Below are 25,120 nucleotides of genomic sequence, written 5' to 3'. Positions count from 1 at the left end.
GCTGTGCTAAAAGAGTTTACGTCTTAATATCACTTAACCCTGAATGTATTGCCATGTCAGTACCAGAATCGCAGCCGCAACCGTCCAAGCGACCACCCCTAATAGCAGTGCCTTGTATAAACTCATATAACTGATGCTAAAAAACACCACAAAGGTATAAATCAAATGCGGTATGACACCAAGCATACTAAATATCAACGCGACCTTTAAATCAGCAGGACTGCGCTCAGTACCAACGATAAAGTGACTGATTAACGTAAACGTAGGGAATAGTGGCGCAAGTGCCGCCAAATAGAAAAATCGGGTTTGGGCGAACATTTGAATCGCCAGTACCATCAAGGCGCCGATGAGCATTTTTAACCAAATCACGACGGGTCCATCTCCTGTTGACTATAAAGGCTGAACGTAGCCCAATCCGCCATGATACTAAAGTCTGCAAACTGACATAAGAGCAATCGCTGATTAATTAATCCGTATGATAAAAAATGCAAAAAACCCCACTCAGCTAAGTTGCTAAATGGGGCTGTTACTTTTATTCAGTAAGTTTCTACGAATTGCTTAATCCTTTTTTGGCTTTAGTGCCGCGCTGATGTCTGCCAGCAATGGCGGAATATCATGCTTGTCTGCGATCACCTCAATCATTATAAGCTTATCGGTAGTCGCAGCAGCTTTGTCGAAAGCAGATTTTAGCTCGCCTGCTGTCTCTGCTTTGAGTAATACGCTATTTTCTTCTGTCGCGCCAAACGCTCGCGGCATGATTTGCCAATCGCATTTAGGAATATCATTATAGTATTGGTTTTCGCCATGAATCGCGCGCTCTACCGTATAGCCGTCGTTATTGATTAAGACAATTACAGGATTGATGCGCTCTTGAATCATGACCGCTAGCTCTTGGATCGTTAGCAATGCTGAACCATCCCCAATCAATAACACACTGCGCTTATCTGGCGATGCGATTGCCGCGCCCAAGCTGGCAGGCAACGTGTAGCCAATTGACCCCCACATCGGCTGCCCATATGACGTTACCCCTTCTGGCAGGCGCACATCACTGATACCAAAATAGGCCGTCCCTTGTTCAGAAAACACCAAGTTATTGTGGTCTAAGCGGTCAGCGATAATATGCCATAGGTCATCTTGGCGGATAGCCTCACTGTCTTTACCTTTTTGTTCGTGCGGCTTAACTTCTTCACAGAAAGGTTTTGGCACGATGTTAATGCCAGAGGTCATCACTTCATGCAGGGCTTGCAACGCATCTTTTAACGCAATCGGTGCAAAGTTCTTACCACTGATAGAGGCACGCTCATAGTGCAAGTCTACGACCACATCTTCATTGATATCTTGGCTAAACCCTGCGGTAGTAGTGTCAGTATATTGCACCCCTACTTTGATAAGGCATTCGCAGTTTTCTACCGCATCTTTGACAATTGGACGCGAAGCAACACCCGCATAAGTGCCTGCCCAACGATCACTATTTTCATCAAGCAGCGTCTTGCCCCAAGATAGCGTGGTATAAGGAATATCTGTATCAGCGATCAATGCTTTGAGCTGTGGCTGTAACCCCAAACGATGCACCATCAAATCTGCCATTAGTGTCGTGGTCTTGTTTGGCAAAAACTCGGTTAGTGCTTGCTTAAAATCTGATAATGCCGCTTGGCTAGTAATGTCTTCTTGGCTATCGATCAACTTGGTCGTTGGTGGGTAGATAGGCTGACGCGCGACGTCTGGTGATAATAGTAAGTAACCTGGGCGATGCTTTTTAAGTATTAAGCGAATCACTCTATCAATTTCTGAGGCAGCGTTCTCAGGGGTGAGCTGCGCACGGGCTACCGTTACAGGCTCGACCATCTTAATAAAATGATTGAATACACCATCACCAAGCGAATGATGAATACGGCGCTTTGAGTCTTGTAGCGCTGTGCTTGGTGCACCGACGATATGCAATACCGGTGCGTACTCAGCAAAAGAACCTGCGGTCGCGTTAATCGCTGATAGTTCGCCTACGCCAAAAGTCGTCACCATGGCGGCAAACCCACGCTCACGTGCATAACCATCAGCAGCATAGCCAGCATTTAGCTCATTGGTATTACCCACCCAGCGTAACTTGTCAGAAGCAATAACGTTATCCAAAAAAGTTAAGTTAAAATCACCAGGCACGCCAAATATCTCAGATGCACCCGCTTCTGCGACACGATCAAACAAATAATCAGCGATGGTATATTGTTGACTCATTTTTTATCCTTATGACTTATCTTTGTAAATATTGATAATTGTGAATGTGATTACGATTAAATTATAAAGTGCGTCCCAGCTTATTTATGTACTACAAAGCTTTTGGAATACATATTATAATAAACCGTTATAACATATATCCATGGCCAGAAGACATGCCTATTTTAATAACTTTAATTTTTTTCGTCATAGGTGTTGACACCTAAAAAAAACTGCGTATAATACGCCTTCATCAACTGACGATAGTTAATTGATAATTAGCGGGAATAGCTCAGTGGTAGAGCATAACCTTGCCAAGGTTGGGGTCGAGAGTTCGAATCTCTTTTCCCGCTCCAAATATAGCTTAAAAAAGCACTAAAATCCTCACTTCTTAAATAAGAAGTGAGGATTTTTTTTGTCCAATTTTCAGGGGCTACAGCGTTTCTGTATCTTATTACCCAATCAAATCATTAAGTTAATCTAACCAGATAAAAGTCTCAAAATCAGCACCGTGACCAAAACGTGACCATTTCGAACTAACCCTCTAAAGTGGAAATATCATTTCAATTGTCAAAGTTATAGTACTATTAGAGTTGACTATCACTACAGTCCATTCTAATTAACGACAGATTGAGCCATTCATGAACTTCATAGACGTTGAGCCCACGCTAGAAAATTACTGGCGAGCTATTATTCTGTTTGGTAGAAACACTGCTTCTTATAAATTCGCGCTTGCCAAAACTCTAATCGATGTCAGCTTAGAGAGAGATTCTGACTTGATTTCGCTCGAAGATTTAGCGCTGCCCTACGCCTTTCATCTATGTGAACATCTAAAACATAGCCCTAAACAAAGCACTTTTAATAGTAGTAAGTTTATCAATGCTTGCATTCAATTCAACCATCAACAGATTAGCGAAGATGAACTCATTCATGTCACGAATAAAGAAGGATTTAAATACGTTTTGGACGCATTTCATGTAGTCAATACTAAAGCAGTGCAAGAACGTTTTTATGATGTAATTGATGAAGAGTTTTTTGTTGACGAGCGTAAACACAATAAAGGAATACGTCTAACAGATAACTTATTCAAGTTATTTCATGTGTTTGATAATTCGGCTAAAAATCTGAATTTAGAGACAGAGTCACGTTGGAACTTGGTAGAAAAAGCGTGGGAGCTCAATATTAATAAAGGTTTAATTTCGGTTGAATTTGACCAAGATACCAAACAATTATTTACTAAAGATACGAAACATTGCCGCATTGATATTACCAGTTCAAGAGGTGCATTAAACGGGTATCAAAAGAGCAAATGCTTTTACTGCTTTACAGAAATCAGTGTTGCTTCTAATGACATGATGCTAGCAGACGTTGACCACTTCTTTCCGCATACTTTAAAAGCCCAAGTAGCAACCGCTGGTTGCTGTCGGCCAGTTAATGTCGATGGGGTTTGGAACTTAGTACTTGCTTGCTCTAATTGCAACCGTGGTATAGATGGTAAAGCTGCTAAAGTACCTAATATTGAGTTATTGAAAAGACTGCATACACGCAACGAATATTTGATTGGCAGTCACCACCCATTACGCGAAACTTTAATCAATCAAACCGGTATAAATGAGAAGACACGTCAGCAGTTTTTGCAGAAGTCTTTCAACTTTTCAAAAGAACATTTGATTCATGTCTGGCAACCTAGACAACAAGGAAGTAGTCTCTTCTAATAATGATCAGCGATATATAGCCCATGATAAATAAATCAAACACCCTAGCCTTTTATGATAGCAACGCAAATTCATTCTTTGAGCAAACCATTAGTGTAGATATGCATCAGCTATATCAACCTTTTATAGACAACTTCCCTGTTAGACCAGTACACCAGCAACACATACTAGATTTAGGCTGCGGCTCAGGTCGTGACAGTATCCACTTTGCCAACTTAGGCTTCAATGTTACTGCTATTGATGGTAGCCGAGAGCTGATTGAGCGGGCAAAAATTCATCACAATAATATGATTTATTGGCAGTGCGTAACTTTCGAGCAAATTCCATTTCAGAAGTGGCATAAACGATTTACGAGTATTTGGGCATGTGCTTCGCTGCTTCATGTACCTTATGAAGATCTTCCTGAATTAGTAGATAACTTACTCACCATGCTGACAGATGAAAGTAATTTTTACGCATCTTTTAAATATGGCAATAGAGATCGTATTGAGGATGGACGTTTTTTCTGCGATATGAATGAAGAACGTTGGGAAACCTTAAAGCAAAAAATCAATCATAAGTTCAAAGAAGAAACTTGGCTTACGATTGATCAAAGAGCGAATAGAAATAAAGCATGGTTTAATATTATGATTAGGAAATTTTAAGCTGATAAATCATTACTATGCTTGAGTTTGTTGTACTCGTTTTTAATATAGAACGACATAGGTTGCGCAATATTTATATCGTTAGTATCATCTCAGTTCTAAAGTGGCTCAACTACAATTAGGAAAATATTATGGCAAAATTAGAATCAAACATCGAGTTAGAAGCCGCAGCATTTCGGCGCTTACTAGCTCATTTAGACGAGCGTAAAGATGTACAAAATATCGAGCTAATGAACCTTGCCGACTTCTGTCGTAACTGTTTATCTAAATGGTATAAAACGGCTGGTGAAGAGCGTGGTATTGAAATCGACTACGAGGATGCTCGCGAGCTTGTTTATGGCATGCCTTATGCTGAGTGGAAAGAGAAATATCAACAAAAAGCCACGCCAGAGCAGTTAGCGCGTTTTAACGAGATTGAAGCTGCCAAGAATAAAACGGATTAAAGCTGACAGTGATGGCTCAATAAAATAAGCCACCACTATAGAGTGATATCAAAAAAACCAATACTGCTGCTAGATTAGCGGCTTTCTATAGACTTGAGTATGCTACTAAACCCTATGGTTCCTTGTTTCTGCATTTGACGGTCAAATAGGCGACCGACTAATGGCAGTGGTACAATCAATCGACCCTCAGATACCCAAGTCACGTGTGTGGTGCCATCGCCCAAGTCTTTTAAATCAATGATACCTTTATCATGCTGCATTTTGATAGGTTTAGATTTTTCGATTTGGTATTGCATATGAGTAGGACGCTCAAACGCTGTAATCCGCTCCCAGAACTTAACGGGTCCCGTTTGAATGCTACGTAAAGCCCCGACGCCATTGCGCTCTTCGTTACCTTCGGCTACTAACTTAGCAACCCCCACCGCTTTAAATGAGCCATAACTGGCATGGTCACTCAGTGCTTCAAATACCTCATCAATCGGTTTTTTGACAATGCGTTCTACTTTTATTTTAAACATAATATTATCTCTTTAAGATTAAAGTTATTTAGCTTACTGCCATTTTAAAAATAAATATAGCCGTCACATTGTGAAAAATTATTACCGTGAAGAGCCTCTACCTTTCGAAGGACGCCTGCCATTGGTAGTAGGTTTGCCATTGCCTCCGGACTTACCCTTACCCCCTGACGGCTTACCACGACCAGTAGGACGTCCATCCCTACCTTTAGAACCTGCTGGCTTTCTAGCATCATCCTTGGCGTATTTGTTACGCCCCTTTGCTACACCTGCCGATTTTGTAGATGGTTTTGACTTTGACGAAGCATCAGCACGAGGTTTCTTTCGTGGCGCATTGCGAGATTTCTTGTTTGAGTGATTGTCTTGCGAAGAGGAATCTTCTACAGATTTAAGTAACACAGACAGCTCTTTTGAGGTTAAGTCTCGCCAGTCACCAACGGGAAGACCCTTGAGACTTACATTCATAATCCGCGTACGTTCAAGCTTGACGACTTCGTAGCCAAAGTGCTCACACATACGGCGAATTTGACGGTTTAAACCTTGAACGAGCGTGATGTTAAAGACATTAGGAGCTACTTTAGTCACTGGGCATTTTTTGGTCATCTTGCCAAGCATCGGCACACCGCCCGCCAAACCTTCGATAACACTATCAGTTAACGGCTTATTTACCGTAACTAGATACTCTTTTTCATGGTTATTACCAGCACGTAGTACCTTATTGACCAAATCACCATTATTAGTCAAAAAGATCAAACCTTGAGAATCTTTGTCCAAACGGCCAATCGGAAAAATACGCAAACTATGTCGCACAAAATCGACAATATTATTCTTCTCAGAACTTTCCGTGGTGCTCACAATACCCACTGGCTTATTCAACGCAATAAAAATAAAATCATCAGGTTCTCGTGGCTCAATAAGCTGCCCGTTGACTTTTACCGCATCTCCAGCAGCCACTTGATCACCGACCGAAGCACGTTTGCCATTGATGTATACATTACCTTGTTCAATAAAGCGGTCAGCGTCTCGCCTAGAGCAAATACCACTTTCGCTGATGTATTTATTTAAACGAGTCGAGGAAGCGTTGAACATAAAGCACCATTTTACCTGATAAGAAGCGTTTTTTGCTAAGAAAAAAGCCTAAATTGAATAGATCAACAATAACGAAATAGCTCACATTATATAGGAAATCGACTGACCCTTTGAGGGGAGATGGGTAAAAACCTAGAAATGTATAGCGTCATGTAATTTTGGATGATGTCGAAAGAACTTATTTATGAGGTTGTGAGTTTAAAAAACCTCACCATTCATCATACGAACAGGGAGGCTTTTTTCTAGTTTTTTATTTTCAAATTTATTCTTTTGACGTTAGATCACTTCATTAACTTATCTTACTCACTACTCAGCATCATCCAACAGTTTATTAAGCTCGTCCACCATTGGATCGTCAATAATACTGCCTTCTACATAGCTGATTATCTCATCTACAGTCGTCAGATCCATTTCACGAATACCTAAACTGGCTAGTTGCGCATTAATCGATTCTAAGCTGTCATTATCTTCAGTATCATCTAATAAATCCTCTTCAAATCTACCTCTGACAAACCAGTACATTTTTTCTAGTACGGTTTCTTTTTTGGTCAAAGTAGAATAACCGTCGCCATAAATAAATAGGTTAAAATGATAAGGTATTTCTACATCATTGATGAAAAATATACGTTGGCACTCTAATGTATAGGCTTGAATTTCTTCGTTTTCAGTGCTTTCATCACTTTTATTGTCTTCATCATATTCAATCGCCTCTTCTATCAACTCACCTAATATCTGATAGTCGCCGACTTTGATTTTGTGATTATAAATGATAGCAGAGTCTGCGATTGCATCAAAAATAATGGCACTGACATCTAAGGTATGATTATCGATATCATAGAATGCTTTTAACGCTGGCAAAAACTCGGTCAGCTCTTCTTCAGGCACTTGAATGAGAAACTGCTGCTCGTATATTTTAATCATATCTTCAGGAGCATAGGTATTAGCAGTATTGGTCTCGTTTCTACCTGTTGGCTGCAAAGGTAAAAAATTATACGGGTTATGTTTGGTCATTCAGAACTGCCTTTTTGCTTAAGTTAAATTTATTAAATGTCTGTGTTGCTCAATCTCTAAGAGCCTTTGAACGCGCTACTATTTTTCAGTACCGTAAGGCTTTAGGATTTATGGGCGTATTGTCTCTTATTCAGACAATTTTAGATAGACAGTTATAAATATACAAGTTCAATCATTCTAGTTTAGACAGGCAGTCAGAATAATACAGACTAATTATTAATTCACTTGCTGCCACCCTGACGTCGCATGATGTTCATCTTGATGTGCAAATAAAGGGTGAGCTCTAGCTTCATGTAGACTCAACACAGGGGTCACACAGACATCCGTTACTGAAAATACAAGTTGCCAATACTCAAGCGTTTGACTGGCAAATTTTTCCGCGATTGTGTTGGTCGCGGCTTCACTCTCGGGTCTATTGGGCATGATACCAAGTTGCCAGTGTATTTCTTTAAGCGACGGCAGCTCCAATACCTCACATAGACCTTGCCAAAATTTCAGCTCCAAGGAACCAACCGCCATATGACGCTGATCAGCGGTTTGGTACAATCGATAGCATGGTAATGCACCGCCTAAAAAATCATGCTGCGGCAGTAGAGTGTCGTTTACGCCATTTCCTGAAAGGCTATTAATCAGTTTGCCTGTTACCTTTGGCATGACCATATGGTTGTACAAACTGTGCGTCATGCTAATAGCAATGTGTCGCCCTTTGCCCGTATGTTGGGCGGCAAGTACAGCAGCCAACAGGGCTATCACGGCTGTGTCACTACCACCTGCCAAATCCGCAAACTGGATATTGGGCATAGCCTGCTCACCCTGCGCTGTTTTTAGCTGATCAAGCACACCGCTCATAGCCATAAAGTTGATATCATGACCGGCTTTATTGGCCCAGTCATGATTCACTTGAGAGCCATCTTCTGAGTCAGCATCTTCTAAATAAGCACCTTCTTTTGTGTAATTGCCTGCTACGCCATAGCCAGTGATTGACACTATGACTAGCTTTGGGTTAATGGTATGCAGGCCCTTAGCATCTAGCCCCATTTCTGCCAAGACACCTGGGCGAAAGCTATCTAGCATCACATCGGCTTCTTTAAGATGTGCTTTTATAGCTTCAATCGCTTTGGGATCATGAAAGTCATGCTTTTCGGTAGTCTTACCGTGGTTCAGAGCTGCGAATAATTCACCAAATACCCGAGCAGGATCACCTTGTTTGGGTTCGATTTTAAGGACGTCCGCGCCCAAATCCGCAAGCAAACGCGTGGCAAAAGGCCCAGGTAGGTTACGAGTCAGATCGACCACTCGTAACCCTTGTAGACAGTCAGCCATTTGATCATGATTTGATACATGCACATCAGTCATCAGAGAACGCCTCGCCTTTGACTGTCATATCTAACAAGATTTGAGCAGGCTCAAAACGTTTGCCATATTTCGCAGCCAGCTCACGACTCCGCTCAACAAATGCACTCACGCCCATTACATTGATAAACTGTAGCGTACCGCCATGCTGCGGTGCAAACCCCCAGCCAAAGATAGACCCTATATTAGTATCGGCCACTGAGCGCACGACATTTTCCTCATAGCATTTAGCAGATTCATTGGCTTGAATAAACATCAGGCGATCCACCAAATCTTGCTGCGATGGTTGCTCTGATTTCGGCGGATATAAATTTATCAGCTCAGGCCATAGATGCTTATCACCTTCTTTTGGATAGTCGTAAAAGCCCTTGCCATTTTTCTTACCTTCGCGCCCATGCTCATTGACCAATATTTTTAGTATGTCATAAGAAGGCCGCACTACAATTGGCTTACCTTCGGCTGCCATATCAAGCTGCTGCTGTTCGCTGACATGCAATGCGAGGCTCAACGACACTTCATCTTGTAATGCTAGCGGCGGCATCGGCATACCTGTTTTTAGTCCGGCGACTTCGATGCTACGCGGATGTACACCCTCTCCTAGCATGGCGATACCCTCTGAAACATAGGTGCCAAATACTCGCGAGGTATAAAAGCCATGACTATCATTGACGACGATAGGCGTTTTACCTATTTGCACAACATAGTCGAAAGCTTTGGCCAACGTTGTATCGTCGGTTTGCTCACCCATGATAATCTCAACCAGCGGCATCTTGTCTACTGGCGAGAAAAAATGCAGACCGATAAACTGGTTTGGTCGCGTACTGGCTTTTGCCAATCCTGTAATTGGTAGCGTCGAGGTGTTAGATGCATAGACGGCCGTGTTTGAAATCACCGCTTCACTTTGCTGGGTACACTTGGCTTTAATTTCTCGGTTTTCAAACACCGCTTCGATAATAAGATCACAATCTGCCAAATCATCATAAGAAACGGTTGCCGTGATGCGTTCTAAGAGAGCTTGTTTTTTTTCTTCGGTAGCGCGCTGTCGGCTAATGGCTTTATCCAAAATATTAGCAGAGTACGCTTTGCCTTTTTCAGCATTGACAATCTCTGTGTCCAATAAGACAACATCTATACCTGCTTTGGCGGTGACATAAGCAATGCCTGCGCCCATCATGCCAGCGCCCAAAATACCGACTTTTTTAGTTTGGGTCTGCTCAAATCCTTGAGGCCGAGACTGACCTTTTTTGATGCTATTTAGCTGCGTCCATAAGGTGTTAATCATGTTTTTAGATTCAGTGGACAGTACGCAAGCGGCAAAATAACGCGACTCAATTTCAAGCCCTGTATCAATATCTACTAGGCATCCTTCAAACACACAAGACATAATATGAGTGATCGCAGGATAGTTGCCATGTGACTTCTGATTGGCCATGGCTGGGGCGATAGAGAATATAGGAACTACCTTTGGATGCTTACTATCGCCACCAGGGATTTTAAAACCTTTTTTATCCCATGGCTGCTGAGCGCTTGAATTATTTTGAATCCAGTCTTTTGCTTGCTTCAGCATATCTGCTTGATCAGTGGCTATTGCATCAATAAGTCCAATATCTTTTGCCGCTGCTGGGCGTAATTCTTTACCTTGCGTCATTAGCTTCAGTGCTGCTTGAATACCAACTAATCGCGGTAAGCGCTGAGTACCGCCGCTGCCAGGTAACAAGCCCAGTTTCACCTCAGGCAAACCTAGCTTGGTCTTAGGCGTGTCAATGGCAATACGATAATGACATGCTAGCGCCAGCTCTAAACCACCACCCAGTGCGGTTCCTGTCATAGCAGCGACGACAGGTTTACCTGAGTTTTCAAGCTGACGCATACTGCCTTTGAGCCCTTCAGTCAGTGCAAATGCTTGCTCGGCTGTCTTTATCTGGTTCAATTGATCGATATCTGCCCCGACCACAAAGGTGTCTTTGGCCGATGTAAGAATTAAGCCTGTAGCTGAATCATCATTGATAAAACTATCCACCATCGTGGCAAACGACTCCGTAAAGCCGTCACCGATGACATTCATTTTGCGTTTGCTTTGGTCAATCGTGACCGTGACGATACCATCGTTGTCATACTGGGCAGAGAAGTTTTCTAGTACATTAATGGCTGTTACGCTATCTGCTGTCTGGTTATTTGTCATCATTTTTATCCCTTAAATGATTCTTTGTATATTGCGTTTTAGTCTAATTGGTTTTCAGTCTATTTTAGAAAAAGTTAAACGCGCTCGATAATGGTGGCAATACCCATGCCACCGCCCACACATAGCGTAATCATAGCGGTCTTTAGGTCACGTCGTTCTAACTCATCAAGGACAGTCGTCATCAGCATCGCGCCTGTTGCCCCAAGCGGATGACCCATGGATATTGCACCACCGTTGACGTTGACGATATCAAGCGAGATTCCAAAATCATCAGCGGTATTCATCGGCACAGCAGCGAAGGCTTCGTTGATTTCCCAAAGGTCTATGTCAGAGGCTTGCATGCCCGCTTTATCAAGGGCTTTTTGGCAAGCTGGCGTTGGACCTGTCAGCATAATGGCAGGCTCTGAGCCAATGACTGAGGCCATTGTGATCTTGGCGCGTGGTTTTAACCCTGCTTTTTGACCAGCCGCCGCGCTGCCAACCAAACAGATAGCTGCCCCATCAACGATGCCTGAAGAGTTACCCGCATGGTGTACGTGGTTTACGGTTTCAATCGTGGTATATCTGTCCAAGATAACGCTATCAAAGCCCATTTTTCCCGGCATAATAAAAGAAGGTTTTAGACCAGCTAAGGTCTCGACATTGGTATTAGGACGGATGGTTTCGTCTTTATCTAACAGTATCATGCCATTGATATCGGTGACAGGGACGACGGACTTATCGTAATAGCCCTTCTCCCATGCCTGTGCAGCGCGGCGATGCGACTCGGTGGCAAAGGCATCGACATCACTACGACTAAAGCCTTTGAGCGTCGCGATGGTATCCGCACCTACTCCTTGCGGTACGAAATGCGTCGCTTCATTGACACGTGGATCCATGTACCAAGCACCGCCATCTGAGCCCATCGGCACACGGCTCATAGACTCAACGCCGCCTGCCACTACCATGTCTTCCATACCTGACATGACTTTGGCAGCCGCCAAATTGATAGATTCCAGACCAGAGGCACAAAAGCGAGACAAGGTAAGACCTGCCACACTTTGTGCCCAGCCAGCATCTATCGCAGCAATGCGCGCAATATCAGAGCCCTGCTCGCCCACTGGCGTCACGCAGCCAAGCACCACATCATCGACCAAACTGGTGTCCAAATTGTGGCGTTGTTGCATCTCCTTTAATAAAGTGCGCGTCAACCAAATCGGTGATGCCTGATACAGCGAGCCATCCTTTTTCCCTTTACCACGCGGCGTACGTATCGCATCATAAATGTAAGCAGTCTCAGTCATAAAAAATCCTTTTTTTATTTTAAAATAAATAATACTTATCGCAATCTGGTCAGCTTGCTTATTGAATAGTTTGCTTGCGGCCTATTGAGTTTGATTACTAAATAGACCGTTCGCTTAAAATCAATCAATGAGTAGCGCGTCTACATGAAGCGTGATGCCAGCTCTTTCATAATCTCATTGGTGCCACCATAGATTTTTTGTACGCGCGCATCGGCATACAAACGCGCGATAGGATACTCTGTCATATAGCCATAACCACCAAACAGTTGCACACACTCGTCAATCACTTCACACTGCTTTTCAGTGACCCAATATTTGATTAATGATGCATGCGGTACGGACAGTTTGCCATCTAACATCGCATCGACTGCCGCATCACACATGGTGCTGGCAGCGAGATAGTCGGCATAGCACTCTGCCATCTTAAAACGCGTATTTTGAAACTTCCAAATAGGTTTACCAAAGGCCTCACGACCTTTTACATAATCTAGTGTTAAGTTTATCGCCAGCTTCATCGAGCCGACCCCTGATAACGCAATAATCAAGCGCTCACGTGGCAGCTCCTGCATCATCTGGATAAAACCCATACCTTCTACCGTGCCGAGCAGGTTGGTTTGTGGTACACGGACATTACTAAAGAACAGCTCTGAAGTATCCTGAGAGGTCAGACCAATCTTGTCGAGATTGCGTCCACGTTCAAACCCTTCTACTTTGTCCGTTTCGACGATGATGAGTGAGACGCCTTGCGCGCCTTTTTCACGGTCTGTTTTGCATGCTAACAAGATCAGATTGGCATGCTGACCATTGGTAATAAAGGTCTTGGAACCATTGATAATGTAGTCATCACCATCTTTTACCGCATAGGTTTTGATGTTTTGTAGGTCAGAGCCAGTACCAGGCTCGGTCATAGCGATAGCGCCGATATATTCGCCCGTTGCCATTTTGGATAGCCACGCTTGTTTTTGTTCTTCAGTACCGTGGTCTAAAATATAAGGCGCGACAATGCCTGAATGCACCATACCGCCAAATCCCGATTGATTGGCCTCAGTCTGTGCGTAGATAAGCGCGGCTTCATGACCGAAATCGCCGCCGCCGCCGCCATATTCAGTAGGTATCGCCGCACACAAAAACCCCATCTCGCCTGCCTCTTTCCACGCATCGCGATCAATCATGCCATTTTTGCGCCATTGCTCATCTTTAGGATCCCAAGATTGAAACATTTTTAAGGCGCTGTCGTACACCATCTGATGCTCTTCGGTCATCCAGTTTGGGGTGAATTTTTCGATACTCATGACGTCTATCCTTGACAAGGTGGAGTGAATAACAACTATATAGTCAAGTCTATATAAATCCGCTACATCGTCATCCTCGCTAAGCATACTAATGTATAACTTGCACTCAGTTTCCTTGTATCGAAATTATATTGAACTGACTATAACTAAGCCATTTTTTGAATTATGGTAATTTATATTACCATAATGGATATATGATAAATTCTTTGTATTTATTAATATACGAGTCTTATACTAGGCTACGAAAAACCACTTCGCAATCAATTAAATAAAAATGGTAATCTATATTACTTATTAATTTGATCACGTTAAACTATCGAGCAAATCATTTAACTGGTAGGACGTATCAAATAGCTAATACTTTAAGAAGCGATAAATATGAAAACCTTTAATCATTCAGATAGCCTCATGCAAACTCGATCTCTAGCGCCCCTATCCGATATGCGGCCCGCAACTTTGGATAAAATTGAGCAAGCTGTTCGTAAAGTCTTTGCAGGATTTGACGCTAACGAGGTGACGATGGCGCAGATTGCAAAATCTGCAAATGTCTCTTTGCAAACGCTCTACAAGTACTTCGGGGATAAGCAAACGCTGTTTTATACCATTATGGATATTGTGCTCGGCAGATTAGCCGCTAGAATTATGGATCATTTGCAAGGGATTGATAGCGTACAAGATCGTCTACGTAAGACGTTGTGGGTCTGCTTTGATTTTGTCGACTCGCATCCAGATGCGGTGATGGTGCTGTCTTCTGTTTCGGCATCGCGTATACGTAATATCGCAATCTATGAAAACAAAGAGTTAATTGGCGCGTTTTTAGCGGTATTAGAAGATGGACAAAATCGCGGTGTGCTCAATGATACTGTTCCTTTGCACATACTCTTCGATGTGTTTATGGGGTTCATCAGTCGACTTGGCTTAATGCATACCATTCGCCAAACGGAAACACCGTTAAATGCAGAATTCGATGCGCTATTTGTGATTTTATGGCGCGCCATCTCTAAACCTGAAGCCTGACGCTTAAAATTAATTTTATAAAACTGATATTTAGCAGTGTTCGACTCTTACAAGAAACATAACGTAAAAAACCAAAAAGCCCCACGATAAAGTGAGGCTTTCTTATATTTTTTTTCGGTCAATGTGATTATTCAATCAATGTAATTAACAGCTCGTGCTGTTTATACGCTCAAAAAATTTTAGATACTGCTAGATTTTGGCAATCCATACTCTGCATGGTCGACCACGTGGTTGTTTTGTTCAATAGTCAGTCGATAGCCTTTGATGATACCGTCGTATGGCAAACTGCCCTCATACTGCTGATAATGCTCGAAGATGCTGTCTTGAATCACTGATTTACGGGCAGCATCGTCTAGTTTGGCAAAACCACTAGGCAAGTGTACTTGCGCAAAACGTGAAGCCGCACCACGAGACATCCAGTTATCAGCACTCGCAAATGTAAAATCCACTTCCGCTCGTAAGCTATACTTAGGTAGCGTATGAGAGCAATTTGCCAAGTCATATTTAATCTGCGCAATATCTTCTGCGAATGGCTGATACGGTATTTCGAGTACGGCAAACAGCTTCGCTAAAAATTCATCAGCAGTAAAGTATTTATCCATGTAGCTACCATCAAGCCCAAGAAATTTGCTCGACAGTACATGGCGCAGGCGGTCATAGGCAGGTATAGTATGTTTAAGAGGATAGCCCATTTGCTTGACGATATCTTGCGGGCGCAGCTCAAGCGACTCTATTTGATTGATAATATGTTGCGCTAGAGAATGACGTGGATGATAACGACGGGTATATTTAGATGGATTAGCAATGTGGCTCATGATATTGAACACCTTAGACTCCTGTAACTCCGACGAAAAAGTATGATATACGCCCAAATAGGCAAAAAATCAGGCACAAATGAGTTTGTCGGAGTACAGGCTCATGCGCTTTACCAGAGTTGTTTTATATCGTGCTGGAAGTTGCAAGGTTTGTCACACAGCCATGAGACTATTGTCATGGTCGGCGATAACAAAACTGTTAAACCCACGATAGATTGTTCAACGATAATAGCACATCAGACGATAGAAAATAAATACTGATATTTGTGACCGTTTGTGAATAATTCTTTTTCACACTGATCAATCAATACTGGACTTTTCTATACACCACTTATTCATGTGCTAACACGAGGCTCAACATAGAAACATCAGTGTTGAAGTATTAAAGGTCATGCTTGCTAAACTAACGGTTAACATCAACAACTATTCGACCACGAACCTTACCATCCAACAATTCACTTGCTGTCGGAATGACTTCGCTTAGGCCAATCTCTCTGGTAATTGCCTCTAGTTGTGTCATATCCAAACTCGTGCTCAAGCGCTGCCATGCTTCTACGCGCTCAGCGTAAGGTCGCGTCACGCTGTTAATTCCAAGTAAGCTGACACCGCGTAAAATAAAAGGAGCAACAGTAGCAGGGAAATCCATGCCTTGAGCCAGTCCGCAGGTAGCGACTAAACCATCCTCACACGTACTGGCACAAACGTTGGCCAACGTGTGACTACCAACAGAATCAATTGCAGCGGCCCATCTCTCCTTACCAAGCGCACGTCCTGGACTACTCAGCTCATTACGGTCAATGATCGTCGTTGCACCAAGGCTTTTTAAGTATTCTGCTTCTTCTAAGCGACCCGTAGAAGCGGTGACAGAGTAACCTTGGTTTGCCAAAAGTGCGATGGCAAAGCTACCAACGCCGCCATTGGCACCAGTCACTAATACTTCGCCACTCTCTGGTGTGAGTCCATGACGCTCTAATGCGATTAGACAAAGCATCGCAGTATATCCTGCGGTGCCTATCGCCATCGCTTGACGCTCAGTCATTGATTCAGGAAGCGGGATAAGCCAGTCACCGTTTAACCGTGCTTTTTGAGACAGTCCACCCCAATATTTCTCACCCACGCTCCAACCATTTAACAACACCTTGTCACCAGCTTCGTAGTGAGGATGGCTGCTTGTTTCGACAGTGCCTGCTAAATCAATCCCTGGGACCATAGGAAATGTGCGTACCACAGGGCTACGACCCGTGATGGCCAATCCATCTTTGTAGTTGAGCGTGCTATATGCCACACGAACCGTAACATCCCCTTCTGGCAATTGCGTGTCCTGTATCTCAGTCAGATTAGACTGATAAGCACCGTCATTTTTTTCAATTAATATTGTATTAAACATAATCGCTCCTATTTAGACCAATCGTCTTATAAATGAGTAAAAAAATAATTTAGACCGGTCGTCTAAAAATATAGATAAAAAATTACTTCTGTATTCCTGCTACAAAACCTCGGAAAAAAGTATCTAATGGATTGACATCTTGCACCAACTTAGCACGCAAAACTGCACCTTCCCATCCAATCCAAAAGAAAGCAGCAAGCTCATCACAATCACTATTAGAATGTATCTGCCCTTGTTGCACTGCTAGGCGCAAACAAGCCGCTAAACGCTTCTGCCAATCAAGCAATATACCTTCTAGCTCACAACGAAAACTCTCAGGTAACACGACGATTTCTTGGCCTAAGTTGCCTACTAAGCAGCCACGTCGAAATTCATGCTTGATCATTCCTGACTTAGCATCTTCAACAAAGTCACTAATACGCTGCATAGGAGACACTTGCTCGTTTAAAAAACAATGGTCCAGCTTGCGAGCAAAATACAACGCGTACTGCCGTAATACTTCCTGTCCAAACGCTTCTTTATTTTTGAAGTAATTGTAGAAAGAGCCTTTAGGCACATTGATGCGTTTGAGTATGGCATCAATCCCAGTGGTCGCAAAGCCCTGCTCTGTCAGCATCTCCATCCCAGATCTTAAAAGAGCCTCACGGGTATCCGTAAACTCTCGTTCAACATTAGGTGGACGCCCTCGACGGGCTTTTGGTTTAGTAATTGTCATTCATAGATATTATGACCGATCGTCTTTAATGTCAATCGATTATTTTTAGCGGTTTATTTATTCATCAGTCGCGATATTTTTTTGACTGCCATTGCTATCAGTCCTCACCATGATATGTCGCCTCGTCCATCCAAACGATGGGATTTTCGCACAGATGAGTTAAGTGATACCAAATATCACTGCTACGAGCGATGCGGTGATGACCGCCTGTAAAGTAATCGATTTCCCAGCTCTCAGGCAGATTTACCAAGGTTCGTCTAGCGACTGCTACGTCTAGGCTTTCATCATCGACTTCTACCATCACTCGTACCATCTCAGTGTTAGAGGTAGGGAACGACAGCTTCATATCAGCTACGTCAGGGATACGGTCAGCCACCACCTCACTTGGATAAATACAAGGCGCAATCAACAATGCACGCAAGTTGTATTTATGGGAAAAGTGATTGGCAAACCAGCCGCCAAGCGAATGCCCTGCTAACACTACTCGTGGATACTGTGAGATTTTCTCGCGAATCAATGCATCATAAACCTCAAATATTTCTGCAAAATTCTCTCGATAGTTGACCGTTTGACAGTATTTTGGCTTACGCGTGATACACGTATACTTACTGGTCTCATTGCTTGAATCGAGACCATGAAAAAACAATAAAAACGTGTCGTTGTTTTCGATATGAAACATCATAAAGCTCTCCTTTTTTAATTATTATTTAAGTTCATGCTCAATAATTTGACTCATAAATTAAACTGGTTTTTGGCTAGCCACCTGCGCTTGGGAGAGGCTCAAAATCTCCTCACAGGCCTGCATTGAGATATTTTTTGCAAAGCCTTCGTTAAACCAAAAGTCATAAACCGCTTGGACAATAGCTTTCACCGCTTTTGCATTTTCTGACTTTTGTTCTGTTAGTTTCATCGCAATGTCTTGCGCCTGTATATCCGACTCGCTATAAGGCGCGCTCCAGCCCACGCCATAACGATAAAGTACATCATTTATCGCTAATATGAATATGGCGTTTGATATGCCAAATGACCCGATAAGCCTGTCAAGCATTGCACAGCGCTCTTCATAAATACTGGCCTCTATCGGTATATCAGCCCGCTCAGACAGACAGTCACAACTCACCATGTGCGAGGGTTTACTAAAATCATCCCACAACAATGGATAAGTTCCTCGAATCCCGCCCTTTTCCACTATATTAAATTGCCAGATCGCATAATGAGTATCTGGCCCTTTATAAGGCACATGTACGAACCACTGCATCATCACATCACTGTCGTACATGATATGAGTACTACCAATCCGCACGCCCTGCTTATGCAGTACATCCTGATATACGCTATTTATGTCATCACTATAGAGCGTCACTTTACGTAAGTTTTCATCACTGCTATCGCCCAACTTTGTTCGTGCTTCAGTTATGTTTCGATAGGGTTTAAATGGCGCTACCCATCTGAGCATCTCATTAGTATTGTTCACGAAGTAAATATCATCTTCATAACTGTTTATAGAAACCGTTTCGAGGTAAAACAATGGCTGTTTTCGCCCTCGTCCCCTTTCATCATTTGCTAGTGCCGTTATACCAGATAGCTTTGAACCATCCGACCACTCGAAATTATCTAACCGTTTTTGCTCAAACTGATACGTTAATGTCGTCATCGTTATATCCTTATTATTTTGATTTTGGTTTTTTCGCTGCAGTTTTTCATTGTTGTTATATTCTGAATGCTGATTTCAAGCCAGCCGAGTCTATTCGCCATTGTTTAAATGACGTCATTATCTATAAAGTTACGTAAATTAATCGACTTGGTAAGGTAGTATTTTTTTAATTCCGATAGACTTTTTAGCCACAGTTTTTCGCTGTTGCATTGCTTATATTTTTGCAATGTTAACGAGCTTTTTTCTGCTAGGTTTTTCGTTCATTAATAAATATGGTTTTTTAGGTTTGTACAGGCGCAGAAGTTTAGGATAAAACGTAAATAACATTACTAGAAAAAATTCGCTAAGATAGCGTTTAAAGACTCAGTTAAAAAGTGAAGCATTGCGCCCCGAGGGTTAACTGGTTTTTACCTCATGTCATTTTGCCTGACCTAATAACTATAATATAAGCTCACATAAAAATAAAGCCGTTTAAAACTTCTACGACAACTGGTGTCGCTTCTTTTTAAGTGGATTGTATTTTAGTCGTTAGCAAGTATCCCAAGGCAATAAGTATAATTTACGATAGTTTCATATTGCTCGAGTATCTTCAATAAACGTCCAATTAACAATCCTTATCAAAAAACACCTTTCACGATTGACGTGGGCTTGCTATCTTGCCCCGCAAACCTTGTATTCTAATTAAGCCTACCCCACTTTGACCTATCACACGTAGTATTCGCATCTGTATTGGATTTTATGACACATAAACTTGAGGCCAGCTCAAACGCTCGCCGAACTCAGTATTTTCAAGTATTTTTGATGGGCGTTAGTGCCTTTATTATGAACACCACAGAATTTGTCCCTGTGGCGCTGTTGAGCGACATTGCCCAAGACTTCTCTATTACGACGGCAGAGACTGGCTGGATGTTGACACTCTATGCTTGGATTGTCGCAGCGATGTCATTGCCACTAATGTTATTGACCAGTCGATTTGAGCGCAAGCGCTTGCTCTTGGGTCTTTTTGCCGTATTCATTGTCAGTCACGTACTGTCCGTATTTGCATGGAGCTTTGACGTGCTGCTCATTAGTCGGGTCGGGATTGCATTATCGCATGCGATATTTTGGTCGATCACAGCTGCAATCGCGATACGCGTCGCGCCTGAAGGCAAAAAAGCCATGGCGCTTAGTGTACTGGCGACTGGTACATCGTTAGCAATGGTACTGGGTGTACCGCTAGGACGTTTAGTCGGACAATGGTTTGGCTGGCGAGCGACATTTGGCGGTATTGGCGTCATTGCCTTAATTGTATTTATTTTACAAGCGAGACTCTTACCAACACTACCTAGTATGTTTGAGGGGTCTTTTAGAAAGATTCCAGAGCTACTAAAAAATTCTTTATTGGTCTGTCTGTACCTGCTTATCTTATTGGTCTTTACAGCGCACTACACGGCTTATTCTTATATAGAACCATTCATGCGCCAAGTCGGTAATATCAGTGCAAACGCTGCGACTTTTGTACTGTTGCTATTCGGTGCAGCAGGAATTGTGGGCAGTGTGATTTTTAGTCGTTGGGGCGATCGGTTCAATACCAGATTGATGCTGATATCGACCATACTGATGCTCGTGTCTATGCTTGCGCTGTTGCTAGCAGTGTCCTCTGTATGGGCGCTCAGTTTTATCGCCTTACTGTGGGGCGCGGCGCTCATGCTATTGATTATCTCAATGCAGGCCAAAGTCATCATGGTCGATGTCAATGCGCAAGACATGCTGATGTCGATGTTCTCAGGCATTATCAACTTAGGGATTGGTACGGGTGCACTATTCGGCGGTTATGCCGTGACGCACATTTCACTATCTAGCGTAGGATATACAGGTGCGGCTATCGCAGTTGTGGCGCTACTATTAATGCTATTTATGATCAAGCGTTTTCCTGAATTGAGTAAACGACTTGGCTAGCTAATAAGCCTATATTGAAGGATAGCCAAAAAATAGCAGTCGGGAAGGAATCGTCAGAGAACAATAAGCAGAATGCCAGCCATATAAATGGGCTGGCATTTTCTTTATGCGTGAATACAACACTGTAGCCTATGAATCATAACGATGATTGCTTAGATACTCATTGAACGAACGTTCAGCTACAGTTATACTAATTTTATTGGACATAAGTATGCTTAGGCTATAAGTATATTTAATAAAGGACTGATAGGGATTAAGCACAAAAGGATGAGTGTGAAATGGATACTATTCAAAACAAGGAAGTCATTGCCTACGATTTAAATTTAGTGACGATATATATTGCGAATTTTCAACTTGTTGGAGATTCGTGATGCCTGATGGAATGACTCAACAAGACAGTCCAGATCAAAGAAATCATGATAACACTGCGCCTCTTAAGCTAGGCAGATTACATTACGCTTGGATCGTTGCTGCAACAGGCTCTGTAGCAATGTTCTGCGGACTAGGATTGGGACGATTCGCATTTGGCATGTTACTGCCATCCATGTCATCCTCTTTAGGATTAAATTATACTCAAAGCGGAATCTTGGGATTCACCAACCTGATAGGATATCTCATTGCGGTGCTTTTAAGCCCTTTTATTCTGCCTCGGTTGGGTACTCGAACGACTGCGACGGCAAGCCTCCTCCTCATTGCTGTTTCTATGCTCGGTATGGCTTTGACCACCAGTTTTCCAATACTCTGCGCACTCTATGTGCTGACTGGTATCGGTAGCGGCGGCGTGGTCTTACCAACGATGAGCGTCATGTCGCATTGGTTTTTTCCTTCGCACCGCGGGCTCGCTTTAGGATTAGTCATGGCGGGACCCGGCTTTGGTATCATTTTATCAGGCTTCGTCGTACCCAAACTCTTACCCTTCTCTACTCTATTGTCTTGGCAAACAGGTTGGCTAATTTTCGCCGTGATTAATATTGCGGTAGCTTGGCTTACTTTTACTTTGATTCGCAATCATCCAGACGATGTCAGACAAAGCCCTTTTGGGCGCGCACCTACCTTACCTGCTAAAAATAAGAAAAAGCTAGAACGTAGCAATATTAAGCTACTCGTACATCTAGGTGTCATCTTTGCTATTTATGGCGCTACTTATATGGTTTACGTTACCTTCATCGTGACCAGCATGGTTAGCTCGTATCAGCTGAGTGAAGCGATTGCTGGTGGTGTTTGGGCATGGATTGGACTGCTTAGCATGTCCTCAGGCATGTTGTTTGGCTGGATTTCTGACCATATTGGTAGACGCCTTGGTCTGGCGTTGGCTTTTTTCTTCCTTGCCATCGCTTATCTGTTGGTCGGACTTACTGATTGTAGTTTGGGACTGTATTTGTCAATTATACTGTTTGGCTTAGTGGTGTGGAGTGTGCCTGTCATTATGGCAGCTTCGGCGGGCGATTATTTCGGGCCTGCGGCGGCGGCAAGTGCGCTCGCAGCGCTGACCTTTGCTTTTTCAGGTGGGCAAGCTCTTGGGCCAGTAGCCGCAGGTTATCTTGCAGAAATCACTGGAGATTTTAGTATCAGTTATATGATATCTGGTATAGCCGCTTTTGTAGCGCTTGGACTTGCCTTATTATTACGTCCACAAAAACAAGCTTAATTTCAGTTTTCATAGTATTGGATACTGTTAGCTATACTTACTCTTGCCACCAGTGACGTCTGTATGCGCATTTGGCCTGATTATCTTATTATGGAATGCTGCTTTGATACTATTTATGATTGAGCAGTTGCTTAGGCTAAATAAGCAATTATGTGAGCGAGACAGTATGATTTTTCAATACTTGAACACCCCTTTTTTATGCTCTAAAAACTTGTTTAAATAAGGCAATATTCTTGCAATTTTGCAATCAAAACGATTGCTAGCTTTCTAAAAAGTGGTTACACTCGGTTGACAAACTATTACATTGATGACAAGGAAGTCGCTATGCCTCGTAATACCTCACGTTCTAAAATTAGCCATACCACTCTTAAAACTTTTACCAAAAGCATGCTTGCTATCAGCCTATCTATCGCTGGTATTTCTCACGCAAATGCTTATGACAGTGTCACCTTTTTCGGTGACAGCCTGACCGATGGTGGCTATTTTAGTCAAGTTGTACCAGGTCCTGCTCAGTTTACCACCAACCCTGACAACACTTGGGCAACCTCATTCGCTGAGCAGCTAGGTACCACAGCTGTTCCCGTTGTATTCGGTAGTCCTCAAACTGGTAATAACTACGCTATCGGCGGTGCAAGAGCAGGCGAAGAAGCTGTCTTCCCTGGTGGTATTCCTATTGCTTCTGCCAATAGCCAAGTCGATAGCTATCTCGCCAATAACAAAGTAGATCCTAATGGGTTATATGTGGTGTGGGCAGGTGCAAATGACTTGCTTGCAGCGGCTGAAGATCCTGCTAATGCCCAAGCGACCATACTTGGAGCAGTAGCTAGCCAAACCGAAACGATTAATGCATTAAAAGACAATGGTGCTAAATATATCTTGGTACCTAATATTCCCGATGTCGGTCTAACCCCTAGAGTTATTGATCAAGGGCCTGTAGCACAGGCGCAAAGTACTGGTGCTACTAGCCTATACAATCAATTCATGCTTAGTGCCGCAGCAAATACTGGCGCTAATATCATACCGCTAGATATGTTTAGCTTAACTCAAGAGATCATTGCCTCTCCTGCTCAATATGGTTTCACTAACGTCACCGATGAAGCTTGCGGTGACAACAACAGCTCTCTAACTTGTGGACCTGATACTCTTGTAGAAGCAAATGCCAACGAAACCTACTTCTTCGCTGATGGCATACACCCAACAGGTGCTACTCATCAATTGATTGCCGACTATGCAAACGCTGTAGTCACAGCGCCTAGCTTAATCGGTGTACTGCCTCATATTGCAACGACAACCGGACTTGCAACCAATGAGCGCTTACAGTCACATGTTAACCAAATCCAAAGCAGTGAGCAAAAACCTGCCCGTACACTATGGGCCGTCGGTGAAGTCGCTAATCAAGAAATTGCAGGGTTTGATGGTGATAATAATACCCAAGTATTGCTTGGCGTAGATTTTGCTCACCCTAACTCAGCCAATGCAGTGACAGGCTTATACGGCAACATCACTCAAAAAGACTTTGAAAACTCAGACGTTGGCACAGGTTTGAGTGATATTGATCTAGGAGAGATCGGTTTTGGTGTCTATCATAGCAACAAGTTTGGCGGTTTACAGATCAATGGTGCTGCAGGATTTGGCAACATGGATGTCGATGTCACACGTGCTGTCACACTTGGTAGTAACCAACAGCAGTTTAAGTCAAATGCTGATGGCAAGCGCTTTTATGCCAACTTGCAGGCAGGCTACCCAATGCAAGTGAGCAATATTGCCGTTACGCCTTATATCGGTGCCACAGCGAGCCGCGTAAAAATTGACGGACTCAAAGAAAAAGAGATGTCTGGCATTGCTATGCAGTTCGATGAGCAGAAATACTCTACGACATATGGCAAGCTTGGCCTCAAAGCCAATCATAGCTTGATGGAGAACCTAAACTTATTTGGTGATATTCATTACCAAAAGCAGCTGAGTGACAATCGCGAAGCGGTAACCGCACGTTTAAATACGCTATCAAATATCAGCTTTGAGACGCCTATGGTCGAAACTGATGATGATAACGTTGCTATGACACTTGGCCTATCTAGAAGCTTTGGTCTATTGAATGCTAATGCTGGTGTCACACATTCACAAGGTAATGACGACGACTCAACCAGCTTATTCGTTGGACTTAATGGTGCATTCTAAATAAGCCGTTAATCTAGAATAATGGTATAGGTG

Annotated in this window: 21 protein-coding genes and 1 tRNA gene; 8 read left to right on the top strand and 14 right to left on the bottom strand. The window is 42.9% G+C overall.

All coding sequences use genetic code 11. From position 1 onward, the window contains the following. Positions 1-33 precede the first annotated feature (33 nt). A complete protein-coding gene (locus tag B2863_RS14530) occupies positions 34-369 on the bottom strand; it encodes a GlpM family protein (protein WP_224737711.1) in 336 nt (111 codons plus the stop codon). A gap of 189 nt (positions 370-558) precedes the next feature. Further along, positions 559-2,229 (bottom strand): alpha-keto acid decarboxylase family protein, encoded by a 1,671-nt coding sequence (locus B2863_RS14525; protein WP_296211788.1) that lies wholly within the window; start codon positions 2,227-2,229, stop codon positions 559-561. Positions 2,230-2,489: 260 nt separating this feature from the next. Here B2863_RS14525 and B2863_RS14520 point away from each other — a divergent pair. The 4 genes from B2863_RS14520 to B2863_RS14505 all read left to right on the top strand — a co-directional run bounded on the left by B2863_RS14520 (position 2,490) and on the right by B2863_RS14505 (position 5,010). Further along, positions 2,490-2,564: transfer RNA gene (locus B2863_RS14520), tRNA-Gly, on the top strand. Between the two features lie 285 nt (positions 2,565-2,849). Continuing rightward, entirely contained in the window at positions 2,850-3,923 is a 1,074-nt protein-coding gene (locus B2863_RS14515; RefSeq protein WP_296211786.1) for an HNH endonuclease domain-containing protein, read from the top strand. A gap of 23 nt (positions 3,924-3,946) precedes the next feature. Continuing rightward, on the top strand, positions 3,947-4,567 hold the full coding sequence (locus B2863_RS14510) for a class I SAM-dependent methyltransferase (protein WP_296211784.1): 621 nt from the start codon (positions 3,947-3,949) through the stop codon (positions 4,565-4,567). Positions 4,568-4,698: 131 nt separating this feature from the next. Further along, positions 4,699-5,010 (top strand): DUF1244 domain-containing protein, encoded by a 312-nt coding sequence (locus B2863_RS14505; RefSeq protein WP_296211783.1) that lies wholly within the window; start codon positions 4,699-4,701, stop codon positions 5,008-5,010. A gap of 74 nt (positions 5,011-5,084) precedes the next feature. On the opposite strand, the gene B2863_RS14500 is transcribed toward B2863_RS14505, so the two are convergent. The 7 genes from B2863_RS14500 to B2863_RS14470 all read right to left on the bottom strand — a co-directional run bounded on the left by B2863_RS14500 (position 5,085) and on the right by B2863_RS14470 (position 13,735). Continuing rightward, complete coding sequence (locus B2863_RS14500) at positions 5,085-5,528, bottom strand: SRPBCC family protein (RefSeq protein WP_191113811.1); 444 nt, start codon at positions 5,526-5,528, stop codon at positions 5,085-5,087. Between the two features lie 81 nt (positions 5,529-5,609). Then, positions 5,610-6,614 (bottom strand): 23S rRNA pseudouridine(2604) synthase RluF, encoded by a 1,005-nt coding sequence (rluF, locus tag B2863_RS14495; RefSeq protein ID WP_296211780.1) that lies wholly within the window; start codon positions 6,612-6,614, stop codon positions 5,610-5,612. Positions 6,615-6,920: 306 nt separating this feature from the next. Next, positions 6,921-7,625 (bottom strand): hypothetical protein, encoded by a 705-nt coding sequence (locus tag B2863_RS14490; RefSeq protein ID WP_296211778.1) that lies wholly within the window; start codon positions 7,623-7,625, stop codon positions 6,921-6,923. 216 nt (positions 7,626-7,841) lie between these two features. Continuing rightward, a complete protein-coding gene (locus B2863_RS14485; RefSeq protein WP_296211776.1) occupies positions 7,842-8,981 on the bottom strand; it encodes a CaiB/BaiF CoA transferase family protein in 1,140 nt (379 codons plus the stop codon). Further along, entirely contained in the window at positions 8,974-11,163 is a 2,190-nt protein-coding gene (locus B2863_RS14480; RefSeq protein ID WP_296211774.1) for a 3-hydroxyacyl-CoA dehydrogenase NAD-binding domain-containing protein, read from the bottom strand. The genes B2863_RS14485 and B2863_RS14480 overlap by 8 nt, the downstream gene beginning before the upstream one ends. A 71-nt stretch (positions 11,164-11,234) precedes the next feature. Further along, entirely contained in the window at positions 11,235-12,443 is a 1,209-nt protein-coding gene (locus tag B2863_RS14475; protein WP_296211773.1) for an acetyl-CoA C-acetyltransferase, read from the bottom strand. A 140-nt stretch (positions 12,444-12,583) separates the two neighbouring features. Continuing rightward, positions 12,584-13,735, bottom strand: a complete 1,152-nt coding sequence (locus tag B2863_RS14470) for an acyl-CoA dehydrogenase family protein (RefSeq protein ID WP_296211771.1) — start codon at positions 13,733-13,735, stop codon at positions 12,584-12,586. A gap of 378 nt (positions 13,736-14,113) precedes the next feature. Between B2863_RS14470 and B2863_RS14465 the strand changes: the two genes are divergently transcribed. After that, entirely contained in the window at positions 14,114-14,752 is a 639-nt protein-coding gene (locus B2863_RS14465) for a TetR/AcrR family transcriptional regulator (RefSeq protein ID WP_296211769.1), read from the top strand. Between the two features lie 179 nt (positions 14,753-14,931). On the opposite strand, the gene B2863_RS14460 is transcribed toward B2863_RS14465, so the two are convergent. The 5 genes from B2863_RS14460 to B2863_RS14440 all read right to left on the bottom strand — a co-directional run bounded on the left by B2863_RS14460 (position 14,932) and on the right by B2863_RS14440 (position 19,323). Beyond that, positions 14,932-15,567: a hypothetical protein gene (locus tag B2863_RS14460; RefSeq protein ID WP_296211768.1), complete on the bottom strand. Its 636-nt coding sequence runs from the start codon at positions 15,565-15,567 to the stop codon at positions 14,932-14,934. 403 nt (positions 15,568-15,970) lie between these two features. Continuing rightward, the gene (locus B2863_RS14455; protein WP_296211767.1) at positions 15,971-16,954 is read right to left on the bottom strand and encodes an MDR family oxidoreductase; all 984 of its coding nucleotides are present in this window, start codon (positions 16,952-16,954) and stop codon (positions 15,971-15,973) included. A gap of 82 nt (positions 16,955-17,036) precedes the next feature. Then, positions 17,037-17,669: a TetR/AcrR family transcriptional regulator gene (locus tag B2863_RS14450; RefSeq protein ID WP_296211765.1), complete on the bottom strand. Its 633-nt coding sequence runs from the start codon at positions 17,667-17,669 to the stop codon at positions 17,037-17,039. A 97-nt stretch (positions 17,670-17,766) separates the two neighbouring features. Next, positions 17,767-18,351, bottom strand: a complete 585-nt coding sequence (locus B2863_RS14445) for a YqiA/YcfP family alpha/beta fold hydrolase (RefSeq protein WP_296211763.1) — start codon at positions 18,349-18,351, stop codon at positions 17,767-17,769. Positions 18,352-18,408: 57 nt separating this feature from the next. Continuing rightward, positions 18,409-19,323 carry a hypothetical protein gene (locus B2863_RS14440; RefSeq protein WP_296211762.1) on the bottom strand — a complete coding sequence of 305 codons (915 nt, stop codon included), beginning with the start codon at positions 19,321-19,323 and terminating at the stop codon, positions 18,409-18,411. A 738-nt stretch (positions 19,324-20,061) separates the two neighbouring features. Between B2863_RS14440 and B2863_RS14435 the strand changes: the two genes are divergently transcribed. The 3 genes from B2863_RS14435 to B2863_RS14425 all read left to right on the top strand — a co-directional run bounded on the left by B2863_RS14435 (position 20,062) and on the right by B2863_RS14425 (position 25,087). Beyond that, positions 20,062-21,261 carry a sugar transporter gene (locus B2863_RS14435; RefSeq protein WP_296211759.1) on the top strand — a complete coding sequence of 400 codons (1,200 nt, stop codon included), beginning with the start codon at positions 20,062-20,064 and terminating at the stop codon, positions 21,259-21,261. 370 nt (positions 21,262-21,631) lie between these two features. Beyond that, positions 21,632-22,909, top strand: a complete 1,278-nt coding sequence (locus B2863_RS14430) for an MFS transporter (protein WP_296211758.1) — start codon at positions 21,632-21,634, stop codon at positions 22,907-22,909. A 324-nt stretch (positions 22,910-23,233) separates the two neighbouring features. Then, positions 23,234-25,087 (top strand): autotransporter domain-containing protein, encoded by a 1,854-nt coding sequence (locus tag B2863_RS14425; RefSeq protein WP_296211757.1) that lies wholly within the window; start codon positions 23,234-23,236, stop codon positions 25,085-25,087. Positions 25,088-25,120: the final 33 nt, after the last annotated feature.

This window comes from Psychrobacter sp. UBA3480 (assembly GCF_002377945.1).
GTDB lineage: Bacteria > Pseudomonadota > Gammaproteobacteria > Pseudomonadales > Moraxellaceae > Psychrobacter.
This window is presented reverse-complemented; position numbering and strand designations above follow the sequence as displayed.

What these genes read in the sequence shown, in the direction of transcription:
- B2863_RS14525 (WP_296211788.1), bottom strand. Translation starts at nt 2,229, where the DNA reads ATGAGTCAACAATATACCATCGCTGATTATTTGTTTGATCGTGTCGCA.
- B2863_RS14515 (WP_296211786.1), top strand. Translation starts at nt 2,850, where the DNA reads ATGAACTTCATAGACGTTGAGCCCACGCTAGAAAATTACTGGCGAGCT.
- B2863_RS14510 (WP_296211784.1), top strand. Translation starts at nt 3,947, where the DNA reads ATGATAAATAAATCAAACACCCTAGCCTTTTATGATAGCAACGCAAAT.
- B2863_RS14505 (WP_296211783.1), top strand. Translation starts at nt 4,699, where the DNA reads ATGGCAAAATTAGAATCAAACATCGAGTTAGAAGCCGCAGCATTTCGG.
- B2863_RS14500 (WP_191113811.1), bottom strand. Translation starts at nt 5,528, where the DNA reads ATGTTTAAAATAAAAGTAGAACGCATTGTCAAAAAACCGATTGATGAG.
- rluF (WP_296211780.1), bottom strand. Translation starts at nt 6,614, where the DNA reads ATGTTCAACGCTTCCTCGACTCGTTTAAATAAATACATCAGCGAAAGT.
- B2863_RS14490 (WP_296211778.1), bottom strand. Translation starts at nt 7,625, where the DNA reads ATGACCAAACATAACCCGTATAATTTTTTACCTTTGCAGCCAACAGGT.
- B2863_RS14485 (WP_296211776.1), bottom strand. Translation starts at nt 8,981, where the DNA reads ATGACTGATGTGCATGTATCAAATCATGATCAAATGGCTGACTGTCTA.
- B2863_RS14480 (WP_296211774.1), bottom strand. Translation starts at nt 11,163, where the DNA reads ATGATGACAAATAACCAGACAGCAGATAGCGTAACAGCCATTAATGTA.
- B2863_RS14475 (WP_296211773.1), bottom strand. Translation starts at nt 12,443, where the DNA reads ATGACTGAGACTGCTTACATTTATGATGCGATACGTACGCCGCGTGGT.
- B2863_RS14470 (WP_296211771.1), bottom strand. Translation starts at nt 13,735, where the DNA reads ATGAGTATCGAAAAATTCACCCCAAACTGGATGACCGAAGAGCATCAG.
- B2863_RS14465 (WP_296211769.1), top strand. Translation starts at nt 14,114, where the DNA reads ATGAAAACCTTTAATCATTCAGATAGCCTCATGCAAACTCGATCTCTA.
- B2863_RS14460 (WP_296211768.1), bottom strand. Translation starts at nt 15,567, where the DNA reads ATGAGCCACATTGCTAATCCATCTAAATATACCCGTCGTTATCATCCA.
- B2863_RS14455 (WP_296211767.1), bottom strand. Translation starts at nt 16,954, where the DNA reads ATGTTTAATACAATATTAATTGAAAAAAATGACGGTGCTTATCAGTCT.
- B2863_RS14450 (WP_296211765.1), bottom strand. Translation starts at nt 17,669, where the DNA reads ATGACAATTACTAAACCAAAAGCCCGTCGAGGGCGTCCACCTAATGTT.
- B2863_RS14445 (WP_296211763.1), bottom strand. Translation starts at nt 18,351, where the DNA reads ATGATGTTTCATATCGAAAACAACGACACGTTTTTATTGTTTTTTCAT.
- B2863_RS14440 (WP_296211762.1), bottom strand. Translation starts at nt 19,323, where the DNA reads ATGACGACATTAACGTATCAGTTTGAGCAAAAACGGTTAGATAATTTC.
- B2863_RS14435 (WP_296211759.1), top strand. Translation starts at nt 20,062, where the DNA reads ATGACACATAAACTTGAGGCCAGCTCAAACGCTCGCCGAACTCAGTAT.
- B2863_RS14430 (WP_296211758.1), top strand. Translation starts at nt 21,632, where the DNA reads ATGCCTGATGGAATGACTCAACAAGACAGTCCAGATCAAAGAAATCAT.
- B2863_RS14425 (WP_296211757.1), top strand. Translation starts at nt 23,234, where the DNA reads ATGCCTCGTAATACCTCACGTTCTAAAATTAGCCATACCACTCTTAAA.